This is a genomic window from Sphingobacterium thalpophilum, assembly GCF_038396785.1.
GTDB classification, from domain to species: domain Bacteria; phylum Bacteroidota; class Bacteroidia; order Sphingobacteriales; family Sphingobacteriaceae; genus Sphingobacterium; species Sphingobacterium thalpophilum_A.
The window spans coordinates 671,980-686,266 of record NZ_CP151087.1; the positions used below are offsets into that span (position 1 = coordinate 671,980).

A 14,287-nucleotide genomic window follows, 5' to 3' on the forward strand; every position below is an offset into this window, starting at 1 on the left:
TCCAGTGGTCGCTCTATTGTGATTGAAATAAAAGAATCGAGCGCGAGGGAACTAAAACCGTATCCCCAGCTGGAAACTCCCCAAAATCACCTATCCTATCGCTATTCGTATCTATGATCTTATTCCAGGAAGCCCCATAGATTTCACTAGGGAGTTTATAGGCGACATCTTCCCAATGGGCATTAAATAAAAGGTAAAAATTGGCATCCACTATTTTATTACCAGCGGTGTCTACTGATCGAATTCCCTGACCATTGAGAAATACAGCAAGGGAACGGGCATAATCCTCCTGCCAATGATGATCATCCATCTCAGATGCGTCTGGGAGAAACCATACGATATCCTCGACACCCGTACCACGAATGGGTATACCTTGAAACCATTTACGACGGCAGAATACAGGATGTTCACGGCGAAAATGAATTAATTTTTTAGTAAAATCCAATAAAGTTCCATCCACGCTGGTCCAGTCCAGCCAAGAGATCTCATTGTCCTGGCAATACGCATTATTGTTGCCTTGCTGTGTTCTGCCCAGTTCATCGCCAGCGACGAGCATAGGCACACCTTGCGACAGGAACAAGGTCACCAGCATATTTCGTTTTTGTTTTTGTCTTAGGCTATTAACTGTAGCATCCTCTGTAGGTCCTTCGACCCCGCAGTTCCAGGAGCGATTGTGACTTTCACCATCTTGATTATCCTCGCCATTGGCTTCGTTGTGCTTATCGTTATACGATACAAGGTCATGAAGTGTAAATCCATCGTGTGCAGTAATAAAATTAATGCTGGCGGAGGGTGTTCGATTATCTCCCCTATATAAATCGGAGGATCCTGTAAGGCGATTGGCAAATTCAGCAATCATGCTATCTGCCCCGATCCAATAATCTCGGATACAATCACGGTATTTTCCATTCCATTCGGCCCAGCCAGCAGGAAATTCGCCAACTTGGTAGCCCCCTTCTCCGATATCCCAAGGCTCTGCAATGAGTTTGACCTGTGAAATCACCGGATCTTGATGAATAACGTCAAAGAATGAACTTAATTTATCGACCTCGTGTAACTCCCGTGCCAATGCTGATGCCAAATCAAAGCGGAACCCGTCAACATGCATTTCTTCAACCCAATAGCGCAGACTGTCCATAATCAGACGTAATACATTGGGTTGACGTGTATTTAAGGTATTGCCAGTTCCGGTAAAATCCATATAATACCTTTGGTCTTCCGCCAAGCGATAATAAGAAGCGTTATCAATTCCTCTAAAAGACAGTGTTGGCCCCATTTCGTTACCTTCGCCGGTATGGTTGTAGACAACATCGAGGATCACTTCGATACCGGCATCATGTAAGGCCTTGACCATTTTTTTAAATTCCATAACCTGCTCGCCATGTGTACCTGAAGCGGAATAGCGCACATCGGGAGCAAAAAAACCGATGCTATTGTATCCCCAGTAGTTAGTGAGTCCTTTGTCCTTTAAATGACGGTCAGTCAAAAAATGATGGATCGGCAACAATTCGACGGCAGTAATACCCAGTTCTTTCAGGTAATTTATAGCAACAGGATGTGCCAAAGCAGCATAGGTTCCTCTTATTTCTTCGGGAATGTCAGGATGTGTCGCTGTAAAACCTTTTACGTGGGTTTCGTAAATCACACTCTGATGCATCGGTACCCGCGGCGGACTGTCGTTCCCCCAATCAAATTTGTTATCAATAACAACAGCTTTGGGAACAAAAGGAGCGCTGTCTGTTGTATCTAAACTCATATCATCGTCTCCAATAGTGTATGCAAATAGCGCATCATCCCATTGTACAGTACCTGATATTGCTTTTGCATACGGATCAATCAACAATTTATGGGGGTTAAAACGGTGTCCTTGCGATGGATCGTGCGGACCATATACCCGATAGCCGTAGCGTTGTCCTGGCTTAATTCCCGAGAGATAGATATGCCACACTTGGTGCGTCTTCTCGGTTATTTTAAATTTTGTGACTTCCTCCTCATCGGAACTAGTATAGAGGCAAAGTTCAACAGCTTCAGCATGTTCGGAGAAAAGGGCAAAGTTAACCCCTTCCCCATCGTAAGTAGCTCCTAATGGATAAGGGCTTCCGGTATAAATTTTTGTTTCCATCTGTATGTTTAACGGTTGTATAATTTCGTGTAGTAAGCTAATTTCTCCTGGTGGTTTGCTGCAAATGCCCCTTTTTGCATACGCCATACCCAATTGCCAGCTGTGCTGGCGGGACGGTTCATGCGGCAAGATCCATCAAGATTCAGGATATCTTGCATCGCGATAATAACGCTGTCTGCAACGGATGCGTGGAGTGAACGTATGAGGACATCATTTAGATTTGTATTTTCAACGATTTGCCCATAGTAATTATTGATCCTTTCTTTGCCCGCTCCATCGAGATCTTGATTAAACCAAGACAGCGAAGTATTATTGTCGTGGGTGCCCGTATAGGCGACAGTATTGCGGTTATATTGATGCGGGATATGAGGTGAATGGGGCATATCGTTGCCAAAAGCAAATTGTAATACGGCCATTCCCGGAAAATTATATTCATTACGTAGCTGATATACCTTAGCGTCTATGTCACCAAGATCTTCGGCGATAAAAGGCATATGATCCAACGAAGTTTTCACATGATCAAAAAAATCCGATCCAGGCCCTACAACCCAGCTTCCATTTTTTGCGGAAGTTTCTTCATGGGGCACTTCCCAATAGGAAGAAAATGCTCGGAAATGGTCAAGCCGTAACGTATCGAATAGCGTACAGTTATGTGACAAACGTTCCACCCACCATTGATAACCATCTTTTTGAAGTGAGCTCCAATTATAGGTTGGCATACCCCATAATTGACCGTCGGCGTTGAAGTAATCGGGTGGTACCCCCGCAACATGATTTATAGTACCGTCTGCTTTTAATGAAAAGTACTGCGGATTGACCCACACATCGGCAGAATCATAGGCAACATAAAATGGGATATCGCCTATAAACCTAATCCCATAATCACGCGCATAGTTTCTTAACGCACTCCATTGCCTAAAAAATAGGAACTGAAACCATTTTTCCTGTTGCAATTCATCTGCAAATCGAGTGGCGAAATCTTCCAGCGCTGCGCTATCGCGAAGCTTATAAAGCGCTGGCCATTGATACCATGGACGATCGTCATGTCTATTTTTCAAAACTTTGAAGAGTGCATAATCATCAAGCCAGGAAGATTCGCGGTCTACAAACTCGGAAAATTCTTGCGTAGGCTGCGCTGGAAGACGATGGAATGCCTTTTCAAGGAGCCGATATTTTGAGCTGTTTATTTCCGCGAAATCTATTGTTTGCAAGCCCTTCTTTTTCAAGGTCTTCAATTCATCCTTATTCAGCAAGCCAAATTTTAATAATTCCTTTAAATCGATGAGTAAGGGATTTCCAGCCCTGCTGCTTAAGGTGCTATAAGGCGAATAACATTGTGCTAAGTCTGTAGGCCCCAATGGAAGGATCTGCTACCAGCTTTGGCCTCCACGTTGGAGCTGTTTAACAAAACGGCGAGCTTCATTCCCGAGATCTCCGATCCCATAAGGTGACGGTAATGAGCTTATATGCAACAATACACCGGAACTCCTTTTCTGAGTGGAATCTTTATATTTTAAGATCGCCATGGGAAGATCCTTAAAAATAGCATTGATAGGAATTTCTGTGCCTTCGCCACTGCTATCCATCAAAACATGCTGCCAAGTCACTGAACGATGAGTTAAAAGCTGAACTTTTGTATCGGACCAATCAAATGAACAGGGCACAAATTTTGCGATTTTACCAATAGCGGCAAGATGTAGCGGTAAAATCACCACTAACCACTCATCCCCTGACCTACGTGCGAAAGCCAATATATGTTTCAGATATCGACCAGTCACCTTCAGTGGAATATAGCTGCTATCCGGTGCAAGTGTATGATCGTCCTTTCTCAGTTTCACCAATTCCTTTACCAACCAAAGTTTTATTCTTCCATCGTGTCTATTTCGCCATAAAAATGGAATTCGCTCTTCTTTGGCTGTCTCTTCGATAGTGTCGAGGAGACCTTTATTTAATTCATAAGCTATAGGTCGTCGGTTGTCGGGATCAACAAAGCTATAGTTCCAAAGTTCTGATCCCTGATAGATATCGGGTATACCAGGACAAGTAAACTTTAAAATTTGCTGAATAAGTGAATTCAATATCCCATAATCAGCGACTGCCTCAATAAATTGATAAAAGCTCGTAAAAAAAGGACGGTCTTTGTCCAGCAAAAAAGAAGCGAAGTCCCGAACTGAAGCTTCATAAACTAAATTTGGATTCTCCCAGCTTGAGCGTTCTTTACCTTCGCGAAGGTATTTCACCAAGTAGTCCAAGAAACGTTTTTCAAATGCTGCACATGCCTTCGCATCCTGTTTCTCCATTGGATAAGAGGAGACCAAAGACTGGTAGATGAAATATTCATCATTTGGGTGCGGAATGTCCTTTCGATATTCATTCCAGACCACATCCTGCCAAATGCGCAGTTGTTTTACCCACTTTTGCGCCATAGCAGTCAGGACCAAAAGGCGGCTCCGTGAATCCTCCCCCCGCTTGGTGTCGTGTGTTGAACTGGCGTTGATTGACAGTGGCCAATCTTTTTGCCGATCCTGCATAAATCGGTGAAATTGCTTGATACTAAGCCCTAAATTCTGTGGATGGTCACCCACTTCATTATGTCCAATAAACCGGTTGTAGGTGTACATCAAGGTATCTTCTACCCCTTTTGCCATTACTGGCCCAGTCAATTGCATGCAGCGGAGAAAGAAATCGGCCAAAGCAGTTTGGTTCGGCGATTGATAAGCTACCTGCGCTTGCTGAAACTGATTTCGAAATTGATCGACCAGCTCTTGGTCGAGCTCGGGGTTCTTCATCAACTTTTCAAAAAGTGAAGACACAAGTTCGAAGTTCGTTATTGACAATGGAAAGCAATCATCATAAAGCCGATAGACCGGAAAAAGTGCAATAAAGGACTTTAAAATGTCCTTTAGCGCATCCCGCTTCTCTTGGTCAACAACACCCAGAAGTGATGCTAACGATTTGGCAAGATTGTCGAGCTCTCCCTGCATCTGATCTGTAAGAATCTTACATTTTTTTGCATATTGATCTTTTTTAATTGATAAGCTTTCGCCAGTAACTTTGCGATAATAGTTATTCAATATTTTCTTTCCCGACTGGCAGGAACATACATTATTACAAACTGATAAAAAATCATAGCCCGTTGTTCCCTGTATAGGCCAGTCGACCGGGAGATTCTCTCCTTTCTCCAGTATCTTTTCAGCGACGATATACGTTTTCGGACCGATATATTTTCTCAAATTGTAGAGGTAGGCTGTGGGATTATAAAGTCCATCGATATGATCAATGCGGAGTCCATCAATCAGCCCCTCGTCAACGAGTGTTTTGATTAGCTCATGAGACTGCTTGAATACTTCTTCGTCCTGCACATTTAAACAAATTAGTTCGTTGACCGTAAAAAAACGTCTATAATTTATTCGTTGATGTGTATGCCACCAAGGACAAAGCTCATAATTCTGACTAGTTACCAATTCAAGAATACGATCGGGATCCGCATTAAAGCGTTGCAGCGTAGACGTAAGTATCTCGCCTGAGAGACCTTTAAAGATGTGTATTCGCAACTGCTTCCACTCTTCGTTATCTCCATTGGCTTGAGCGGTATTTATCTGAACCAAAAGGCCGCTAAAATCGGCTTGTGTGTCCCGTAAATAATCGCCCAATATAAAGCCATAAGATTCTGGTGAAATTGGATAAACATTTCCTTGATAAGAAAGTCGAAGACTATCATCGGAAGAAACGACTGTAATTTCATTGTCTGATATTGCTTCATCCAAAGTCTTTGCTAATATAGGTACCATTAATTTTCCCTGCTCAAATAAATTAGAACTATAGCAGGTATCAAAAAAACGGCTAAATGTTGATGACTGTCCAAATTCCAGCAAATCCATGAGCCATTCGTTCGCTGGATGAAATGCCATGTGATTTGGAACGATATCCTGAATCCATTTGATATTGGATTCTCTTAATTGTTTCTTAATAGCCCTGAGCTCGTCGAGTGTACCTAATTCTGGATTTATCTGATGCATATTAACACCGTCATAGCCATGGACACTCCCCGGCGTTGATTGTAAAATAGGTGCAGCATAAATCGTATCTATACCTAGATTAAGCAGGTAAGGAATTATGGCTTTAAAATCAGCAAAGTTAAACGCTTTATGAAATTGAATTCTGTAGGTTGTATTTGGCTTATTAATGGATACATTTCTATTCGTCTGCATAGTGCTGGATTTCATTTTAGTTCAGAACGCTAGCCAGCCATTTTAGTTCAATCGTTTTTCAAAAAAGGGAAGTTGAAATGAGATGGAAGGGGGTTGAAAATAATAAGGCAAAAAAATAATTTAAAATTAAAACGAATCTTTCTGAGCTGCGTTCTACCTGTACTTCTTCAATAATTGCACACTTGCGTCCTAAACGTTTAAAAAGTGGCGGTGTTTGGATATAGCAAAGTTGCTATATTTAAATTGCAAAATTATAACACACCGCCATGATAAATTTAAATGTTTTTAGTCAGATTTTATCTCTTATCGACCGCGAATTATTCAAAGATTTGGTTTCAAAGCACAAAAGTGACAAACATCAGAAAGGGATCAACAGCTGGACGCATCTAGTCAGTATGCTTTTCTGTCATTTTTCCTCGGCAGATTCGGTTCGTGATATTAGTAACGGTCTACGCAGTACCACTGGTAATCTGAACCACTTAGGTGTAGTAAGAGCTCCAAGTAAGTCTAATATATCCTATATCAACACACACCGTACCCATGAACTTTTCAAAGATCTTTACTATTCTGTTTTGGATAGGCTTTGGCAAAAGGACACCCATTTTCGCAAAGATCTTGTTCAGCTAAAGCGTAAAGTATATCTGATGGATGCAAGCATCATCCCCTTATGTCTATCTGTATTTGACTGGGCAAAGTTTCGCAGCACCAAAGGTGCCGTAAAGCTGCACACTGTCTTGGATTATGATGGCTGCCTACCTGTTTTTATGCAGATTACCGATGGAAAAGTACATGAGAGCCAGCGAGCCGGTAGTTACAGTTTTTCCAAGGGAAGCGTGGTGGTAGTGGACCGTGGCTACGTGGATTACAGCTGGCTTGGGGATTTGGACAGCAGGGGGTGTTACTTCGTTACCAGGAGTAAAGTTAATATGAAGTACAAGGTTATCAAGTCCTATCAGAGTGAAGCACTCATGGAAAAGGGGATCCTTAAGGATGAGCTCATTGAGCTATCCGGTGCTGCCTGCAATAAATACAACGGCAAGCCGCTACGCCTAGTCCACTTTTGGGACAGCACCACTGGCAATGAGTACCACTTTTTGACCAATAATACGAAGTGGAAGGCTTCTTTGGTGGCAAACATCTATAAACAACGCTGGCATATCGAAGTCTTCTTCAAGCATCTAAAGCAGCGCTTAAAAGTATCGACATTCATAGGGACTTCTGAAAATGCAGTGATGATCCAGATCTGGACTTCACTCATTGGCATATTACTGTTAAAATACTTACAAAAAAAGGCCAAATATGACTGGAACCTGTCCAATCTGGTCGCATTCATCAGAATGAATATCTTCGTGAAAATAAACATCTGGCAATGGATAGATGATCCCTTTTTCAGGCCGCCTATAAAAGGAAAAAAGGGACAGCTAAAGATCTTCGCAGATTGAAAAATAGGGGTCAATATCGAAATGATGAAAAAAGCTATGCTTGTACCACAGAAATCGAATCCTAAAATTTATTTAGGACACATATGATAATTGCAGTTTAAATTATTATAATATGAAAAAAATAGGAATTACGTTTTCCGCTTTTGATCTGCTTCATGCAGGTCACATTAAGATGCTCGAAGATGCCAAAGAACAGTGCGACTTTCTGATTTGCGGTCTGCAGACAGATCCAACTCTGGATCGTCCAGAAAAAAACAAGCCGACACAATCGGTATTTGAACGCTATATGCAATTAAAGGCATGTAAACATGTGGATATGATTATCCCTTACGCTACTGAGCAGGACCTCGAAGACGTTTTACGTTCATACAAAATACATGTTCGCATTTTGGGTGATGAATATATGGATAAGGCATTTACAGGCAGACAGTATTGCGAAGAAAAAGGGATACGACTTTATTTCAATAGACGGGAAAACAGGTTCTCGAGTTCGTCTTTGCGGAGAATAATTGCATCGAAGGAAAACACTAGTAAGGGCGCCGTGGTCAGTATAAACGATGGGGCTAATTACGCGTTAAAGCGCATAAACGCATAAACTAATAGTAAAAATATGATTATAGGTATTATTTTCGGCGTATTTGACATGTTGCATGTAGGCCATATCGTTGCGCTACAGGAAGCGAAGAGTCAGTGTGATTATCTCATTGTGGGACTTAAAACTGATTCAAATGTACAGGAAGCTGATGGCCATGACACGGCTCAGACCATGGTCGAAAGATTCATCAAATTGGAAGGCTGTCAGTTTGTTGATTAAATCATCCCTTTTGAATCGGATCACGACATTACAGATATGCTTCAGTCACTACCTGTCCACAAATTCTTTATAGGGGAAGACTATAAGATGGTTGATTTTTCAGGCAGAGATTATTGTATTTCAGAGGGAACTGAAATTTGTTATACCAAGAACAAAAACCGATTTTCAAGTCAGTCGCTTCGAAAAATTGTGAGTGAAAAAGAAATTGAGAAGGCGGAAAGGAGTTTTGGCGCAAGTTTAAAATGCCATTCCGCAAATATTATTTCAACTACACCCCAATAAAGGAGCAATGAAATATAGATACTGCAGGCTTGTAAACAACAACAATATCGTTCGTTATGGAAAAAATCAATATCGGTATTATTACGAGTTTGAGAAAGCAGTTGTTTGCCTATCGCATCCTTTTTTCTGAACATATACAAAGTCCCGCAAGGGTTGTCCTGGAAGCAGCATCTCTTGAATCTATTAGCAGCAATTCTCTCATTCATGAAAAGCCTGAATTGCTGCTGCTCGATTATCGTTTGGTATTTAAAGATACCGCCCTTTTCTTTTCGCTTCTAAATAATCGCTATCCAAACCTGATCGTTATTGTTCTTGTGGATCAAACTCAGCTAAAAGAAGCGAAGCGATGTCAACGGTTTGTTGATGCCTATGTAGCCCCAAACATAGAGATTCTCCAGCTTTTTACACAGATTAGGGATCTAACAGTACGCTCTCCCTTCATGAACGCACATTAGTATAACAAGTGATGGCTCCGTTTTTTAATGAAACTACCTGAGATAAGCGTATAAATAACGTGTACTTTGGGGCATTACCGAGAAAATTCCAATCGCAAAAATTTAATACGGTTTTAAATCCTTAGCTGATTATGTTGGCGCGACTCACACAGCGAATATAACATACTGATAATGAGCAGTCATAACCAATATTAAGTAGTCGTTCCTTAACAAAACCCACTATTTAATTTATTTTTAAAAACAGGATTAGAAAACAGCATAATTTGTATCTTATAAAATAAGAAAATAATTTTCTGTTTCAGTAGTTCCATCATTTTCTTCATGTTCCAAGCGGTTGCAGCTAGTAATGCATTGATTTGTGGTCCCGTTTCTCCCATGAAGTAATTTTTTGCCAGCCTAAAATCGGTTTTTAAATGTCCGATGATAGGTTCTATTGCCGCTCTGGTTCTAAATTTTTTGCGCTTTGTCTGCTTTTGATAAGCAGTGTCTTTTTTTCTTGGAGTGCTTGGGATGGAGATTTTCACGCCCTTTATTTCTGATTTTCCTCTGCCACCTCTATCGTAAAGGAGTTCTTTTGGGAGCTTTTGACCACCGGTTTCCATCTGTTCCAAAAGTGGTTCTATGGTGTGACCATCGTAAGGAGTTTGCAAAAATGCTTTAATCCCGAGAATGATTTTCTTGCCTTTGTTGGCGGTGGTTATCAAACCTACCTTATTCCCAAATTCATACTGGCTATGCGCTTTTCCTTTGGCAATACATCGGGTAAAAGGCTTGTGAATGCTGTAAATTTTATCGGCATCGTTTCTTTTTTGTGTGACAACCTTGGTGTACAATGTCATTAAATCTTTATAAAATTCTTGCTGTTCTGAATTAAAATTCCGTTGCAATTCACGAATCAGTCTCATGGCGATGGTTTTGAGCTGTCTTTGAGATTTCCTTGCCGCTTTTGCCCGCTTGGGATGTTTTCCGTTGTAGGTGTTGCGCACCATTTGTTTGCTGACTTTTGTGTAGCGTTGTCTTTGTTTTATGCCTTCATTTCCGGCTATTTTGTTGCAATAATCAATCACTTTTTTGCACAATTTTGCATCGGTAGGAAAAGAGGTATTATTCTCCTGAACGGTAGTATCGGACAAAACAAAATTTGAGGTGTTCGTCTTGGCATCGTGCATTCTTACGCTGTAGGCAAAGATTTTTTCGATACCTTTTTCGCCAATTCTTTTTCGGAAATGAACAAAATTACTCGGGTCACAAGGAAATTCGTGTTCAAAGAAAACCCTGCCACAAAAATGCTGCATATAAGGATTCATGATCCAGGCTTTTTCCAACGTCTCATCGCCCAAATTATACAAATGTTTCAGTAGCAAACAACCCACCATAAACCGAATCGGATGGCTCGGATTGCCCACTTTGGAATACAAGGGCGAAAATTCTTTCTCAAAATAATTCCAATCTATTTTTTCTGAAAGTAGAACAAGTTCATGCTCGTGGTCAATAAAATCCACCAACATTGGGCGAAATAATTCTGGCTTCTTTTCTGGATTTTTCCCCAACATATTTGCAAGGTTTTAAAGCTCTAAGATACAAATTCTTGCAATAAAAAACAAGCTATTTTAAATCCAAAATACTAATAATCAGTAAATTATAGGTGGTTTAAGGAGAGACTAATTAAGAGCGTAGGTCATGATATGTAATAACATCTTTTTCTTTTCCTTAATAACCAGTCTGCTGTTGATATCGTGTAATCATCAAACTCCTCAGAAAAAAGCTTCCCATCATATGGAGGAGGCCGAACATAAAGCAGCGGCAGCCAGTGAACAGGCTATAGCGAGAGCTGAAGCTGCGGCAGCAAAGAATACCGAAGCAGTCATTTATGCAAATATAGCTGCTGCTAACGAGGCTGTTGCTGGGATTCCAGCTCCAGCGTTGTCCAATAAGGAAGCTGAAAGGATATACAACAAACTCGGCAAAATCATTGTCGATCGAATCAATGCAAAGACAGCAGTAGAAGCGATGGAGAAAGAACAAGCCATCGCTCGAATTAAAAAAGATGTTTTGGAAAATTTAAGGAATGGCAAAATTACCCAAGCTGATCATGACGGTATAATGGGCTATTTAGAAGATAGCATCAAAGCCGCCAAGTCAGTTATGTAAGGCGCAATCAGCGAGACAAAACGACAAACTTATGATAAATTCAATCGAACAATCGTGTATAGAAGCCTGTTGGCAATGTGTTACTGCTTGCCATACCTGTGCGAATGCTTGCACAAAAGAAAGTGACCTTCAAGCCATGGCAAAATGTATTGCATTGGATATGGAATGCGCAGTCGTTTGTAAAGCAGTGGCCGAACTTCTTGCTATGGAAAGTTACTATAGCCGACGACTTATCAAGACTTGCGCTGAATTATGTACACTCTGTGCAGAGGAGTGCTTTATGCATCCCCATGAACATTGCCAGCACTGTGCTAAATTATGTGAACTTTGCGCAATTGCGTGCAACAAACTAACTGCATAAAATATAGTGGTGTAGATTTCAAATTTCCTGATGGGGCCATCAGGAAATTTTTAATTCAAAATACCTCTTTCAAATGCAAATTTGACCAAATGAGCTGTATTTTTTACGCCCGCTTTATCGATTAAGTTTTGACGGTGTCCTTCAACTGTACGCTTGCTTAAAAATATCTTATCGGCAATTTCAATATTCGTGTATCCTTCTGCAATTAATTTGAGTACTTCAAGCTCTCTATCGGAGATATCAAAATCTGTCTGTAGTTCTCCTGATACCTGTGCATAGCTTTGTCCAGAGCGAACTTGGTCCAATAGTATCATTGCGATTTCCTCGCTCATGTATCGTCCCCCATTTGCGATATGATTTAATCCAAAAAGCAATTCGTTATAGCCAACGTTTTTAACCAAATATCCTGCAAGACCAGATTCAAATGCTTCAACAACGTAATTGATCTGATTCAACATGGACAGTATTACTACTTTAATGGACGGATAATGTTTTTTTAATTCATGTAATAGTTCAATACCATCCATTTCCTCCATGCTGATGTCTGTTAAGACAATATCAGGAACAGGATTAGAATTTAAGAACTGAAGAGCCTCCTTTCCATTCGACGCCTCTCCAACAACTTCAAATCCATCTTGCGATTCTAATAGTAATTTTATTCCGTTACGTACAACCATGTGGTCTTCAACCAATAGGATTTTTATCATTATTCTTTTTTTAAATAGTTAATATAAGTAAAATACCTGTTGCCGGCGTATGATTCATAATCCGTGCATTATAGAGTTCAGCAATCTTCATCAAACGCATTGGACTATGTTCATGTTTTATTGTTGACAGCGATTTCTCCTGGCTAAAAAAAGGTGACACTTTAATTAAAATCTCAAATTCAATCACCTGCACCGAAACTGAAATAGCCTGTGAAGGAATCTCATCATTTAAATACTGGAATATAGCCGTAAGTAACTTAAACAGCTGAACTTGTGCCCCATGATGCAATTCTCTTAAATGCGGATCTAGCAAGGTGTCAATTGTAAAACCCGATCGTTTTCTATAACTCGCCACAGCCTCATCAACTGCATGAAAAATGCCAAGATCATTCAGTATCGGATTGTAGAGCAATACAGCTTTATTACGAATCTCCATAACCAACGTGTTTAATGAATCACGTAAGCAGCGTAATTCTTCAAAATCACCATAGCGATTTGTAAAATTCTGAAGAGATATACGCATTCCGTAAAGTTCCTGAGCCAATTCATCGCGGAAATACCGTCCTATTTTTCCAATATCATCTTGTTGATTCCTAATAATCGATTTATAAAAGTCTTCTTGACTACCATCCCATACCTGCTTTAATTCCGAAGGCTCTTTGAGGCTCTCCAATCGTTCCATGGGCTCTTCTGATAGCTCAAAATATAGTTTTTTGTTTTCGTCCCCCATATTGTTTTTCATTACATGTCATAACTAATAACCATTTAAACGTATCAACAGTTTTAAATATTCACATCTATTTAATCATCAAAAATGTACTTATTAAAACACTACGTATAAATACGTCCGACAAAAAGAAAAAAGGGGGAAATGAGACAGGAAAACACTTGTTATTAATGCAGAATAACGCTTAGCATCAGCCTGATAGCTGAATAGTTATTCTGGATAAAGCATTGACTAACTGATTGTTAAAATAAAACAAGTAATAAATCGGCTTGATCCATTCAGCGTCAACGCATTTCCTCTTAATTATTTTCTAGCACCTTAATTGTAGTGATATAGCCAAGATAGACACTTAAAACTTGATAATATGGAAAATTTAACAATCGATCAACTGTTTAAGGAAAAAAGACCTACATTAAAATATTTGGCAGCGCAATTTACAAACGATCCAGATGAACGAGAAGATCTGGTTCAGGAGACCATGGTAAGGTCATTGGGATCTATTGAAAAATTCCTGAAGCATCCAAAGTTGATGTCTTGGCTCTATATCATCATGAAAAATACATATATTAACCAATATACTCGAAATAAACGATTGGAGAATTACCGCAATGAATATGTAAGTATAGGTTATCATAATGAAATAACAACCAATCGCGGTGAAAATAATTTTATAGCCTCTGATATACAACACGCACTCAATAGTTTATCAAAAGATTACTATAACGCCTTTGCAATGTTTTTGGAAGGATTTAAATATTATGAAATTGCAGAGCATCTGCAAATCCCGGAGGGTACGGTCAAAACACGTATACATATGGCCAGGAAAGCACTGCAAAAACAGCTAAAGATTTATTCAAAAAGTATTGATTAAAAAATGGTCTCTTTTCAAGATAAAAAAGCAGGTAATTACCTGCTTTTTTATCTTATTTCCCATTACTTAGACCTGCCTATGCTTCAACTGCATTTTACCCTAGCGGATATCCTAGTTATTCATTATATTTAGATATTTAGGGAA

At 39.9% G+C, this 14,287-nt stretch carries 12 protein-coding genes; 6 read left to right on the forward strand and 6 right to left on the reverse strand.

Features of this window, described 5'->3' with window-relative positions:
* Positions 1-13 precede the first annotated feature (13 nt).
* From glgX to treY, 3 genes are read right to left on the reverse strand one after another with little or no spacing between them, the layout of a single operon-like run.
* On the reverse strand, positions 14-2,122 hold the full coding sequence (gene glgX, locus AACH28_RS03160) for a glycogen debranching protein GlgX (protein ID WP_115048581.1): 2,109 nt from the start codon (positions 2,120-2,122) through the stop codon (positions 14-16).
* An 8-nt stretch (positions 2,123-2,130) separates the two neighbouring features.
* Entirely contained in the window at positions 2,131-3,480 is a 1,350-nt protein-coding gene (gene malQ, locus AACH28_RS03165) for a 4-alpha-glucanotransferase (RefSeq protein WP_341832224.1), read from the reverse strand.
* 12 nt (positions 3,481-3,492) lie between these two features.
* Complete coding sequence (gene treY, locus AACH28_RS03170) at positions 3,493-6,333, reverse strand: malto-oligosyltrehalose synthase (RefSeq protein WP_341832225.1); 2,841 nt, start codon at positions 6,331-6,333, stop codon at positions 3,493-3,495.
* A gap of 266 nt (positions 6,334-6,599) precedes the next feature.
* Between treY and AACH28_RS03175 the strand changes: the two genes are divergently transcribed.
* The 4 genes from AACH28_RS03175 to AACH28_RS03190 all read left to right on the forward strand — a co-directional run bounded on the left by AACH28_RS03175 (position 6,600) and on the right by AACH28_RS03190 (position 9,326).
* Entirely contained in the window at positions 6,600-7,775 is a 1,176-nt protein-coding gene (locus tag AACH28_RS03175) for an IS4 family transposase (RefSeq protein WP_341832226.1), read from the forward strand.
* Positions 7,776-7,887: 112 nt separating this feature from the next.
* Positions 7,888-8,370: an adenylyltransferase/cytidyltransferase family protein gene (locus tag AACH28_RS03180; RefSeq protein ID WP_046676287.1), complete on the forward strand. Its 483-nt coding sequence runs from the start codon at positions 7,888-7,890 to the stop codon at positions 8,368-8,370.
* A 15-nt stretch (positions 8,371-8,385) separates the two neighbouring features.
* The gene (locus AACH28_RS03185; protein ID WP_341832227.1) at positions 8,386-8,589 is read left to right on the forward strand and encodes an adenylyltransferase/cytidyltransferase family protein; all 204 of its coding nucleotides are present in this window, start codon (positions 8,386-8,388) and stop codon (positions 8,587-8,589) included.
* A gap of 338 nt (positions 8,590-8,927) precedes the next feature.
* Entirely contained in the window at positions 8,928-9,326 is a 399-nt protein-coding gene (locus tag AACH28_RS03190; RefSeq protein ID WP_341832228.1) for a hypothetical protein, read from the forward strand.
* Positions 9,327-9,532: 206 nt separating this feature from the next.
* Here the strand turns inward: AACH28_RS03190 and AACH28_RS03195 are convergent, their stop codons facing one another.
* Positions 9,533-10,879: an IS5 family transposase gene (locus AACH28_RS03195; RefSeq protein WP_341832229.1), complete on the reverse strand. Its 1,347-nt coding sequence runs from the start codon at positions 10,877-10,879 to the stop codon at positions 9,533-9,535.
* Positions 10,880-11,102: 223 nt separating this feature from the next.
* On the opposite strand from AACH28_RS03195, the gene AACH28_RS03200 reads away from it, so the two are divergent.
* Entirely contained in the window at positions 11,103-11,477 is a 375-nt protein-coding gene (locus AACH28_RS03200) for a hypothetical protein (protein WP_312905631.1), read from the forward strand.
* 411 nt (positions 11,478-11,888) lie between these two features.
* On the opposite strand, the gene AACH28_RS03205 is transcribed toward AACH28_RS03200, so the two are convergent.
* On the reverse strand, positions 11,889-12,545 hold the full coding sequence (locus AACH28_RS03205) for a response regulator transcription factor (RefSeq protein WP_286751959.1): 657 nt from the start codon (positions 12,543-12,545) through the stop codon (positions 11,889-11,891).
* Positions 12,546-12,555: 10 nt separating this feature from the next.
* Positions 12,556-13,287: a hypothetical protein gene (locus AACH28_RS03210; protein WP_341832230.1), complete on the reverse strand. Its 732-nt coding sequence runs from the start codon at positions 13,285-13,287 to the stop codon at positions 12,556-12,558.
* Between the two features lie 349 nt (positions 13,288-13,636).
* On the opposite strand from AACH28_RS03210, the gene AACH28_RS03215 reads away from it, so the two are divergent.
* Positions 13,637-14,143 (forward strand): RNA polymerase sigma factor, encoded by a 507-nt coding sequence (locus tag AACH28_RS03215; protein ID WP_046673512.1) that lies wholly within the window; start codon positions 13,637-13,639, stop codon positions 14,141-14,143.
* Positions 14,144-14,287: the final 144 nt, after the last annotated feature.

What these genes read in the sequence shown, in the direction of transcription:
- AACH28_RS03175 (WP_341832226.1), top strand. Translation starts at nt 6,600, where the DNA reads ATGATAAATTTAAATGTTTTTAGTCAGATTTTATCTCTTATCGACCGC.
- AACH28_RS03215 (WP_046673512.1), top strand. Translation starts at nt 13,637, where the DNA reads ATGGAAAATTTAACAATCGATCAACTGTTTAAGGAAAAAAGACCTACA.
- AACH28_RS03180 (WP_046676287.1), top strand. Translation starts at nt 7,888, where the DNA reads ATGAAAAAAATAGGAATTACGTTTTCCGCTTTTGATCTGCTTCATGCA.
- AACH28_RS03185 (WP_341832227.1), top strand. Translation starts at nt 8,386, where the DNA reads ATGATTATAGGTATTATTTTCGGCGTATTTGACATGTTGCATGTAGGC.
- AACH28_RS03200 (WP_312905631.1), top strand. Translation starts at nt 11,103, where the DNA reads ATGGAGGAGGCCGAACATAAAGCAGCGGCAGCCAGTGAACAGGCTATA.
- AACH28_RS03205 (WP_286751959.1), bottom strand. Translation starts at nt 12,545, where the DNA reads ATGATAAAAATCCTATTGGTTGAAGACCACATGGTTGTACGTAACGGA.
- AACH28_RS03195 (WP_341832229.1), bottom strand. Translation starts at nt 10,879, where the DNA reads ATGTTGGGGAAAAATCCAGAAAAGAAGCCAGAATTATTTCGCCCAATG.
- AACH28_RS03190 (WP_341832228.1), top strand. Translation starts at nt 8,928, where the DNA reads ATGGAAAAAATCAATATCGGTATTATTACGAGTTTGAGAAAGCAGTTG.
- glgX (WP_115048581.1), bottom strand. Translation starts at nt 2,122, where the DNA reads ATGGAAACAAAAATTTATACCGGAAGCCCTTATCCATTAGGAGCTACT.
- AACH28_RS03210 (WP_341832230.1), bottom strand. Translation starts at nt 13,287, where the DNA reads ATGAAAAACAATATGGGGGACGAAAACAAAAAACTATATTTTGAGCTA.
- treY (WP_341832225.1), bottom strand. Translation starts at nt 6,333, where the DNA reads ATGCAGACGAATAGAAATGTATCCATTAATAAGCCAAATACAACCTAC.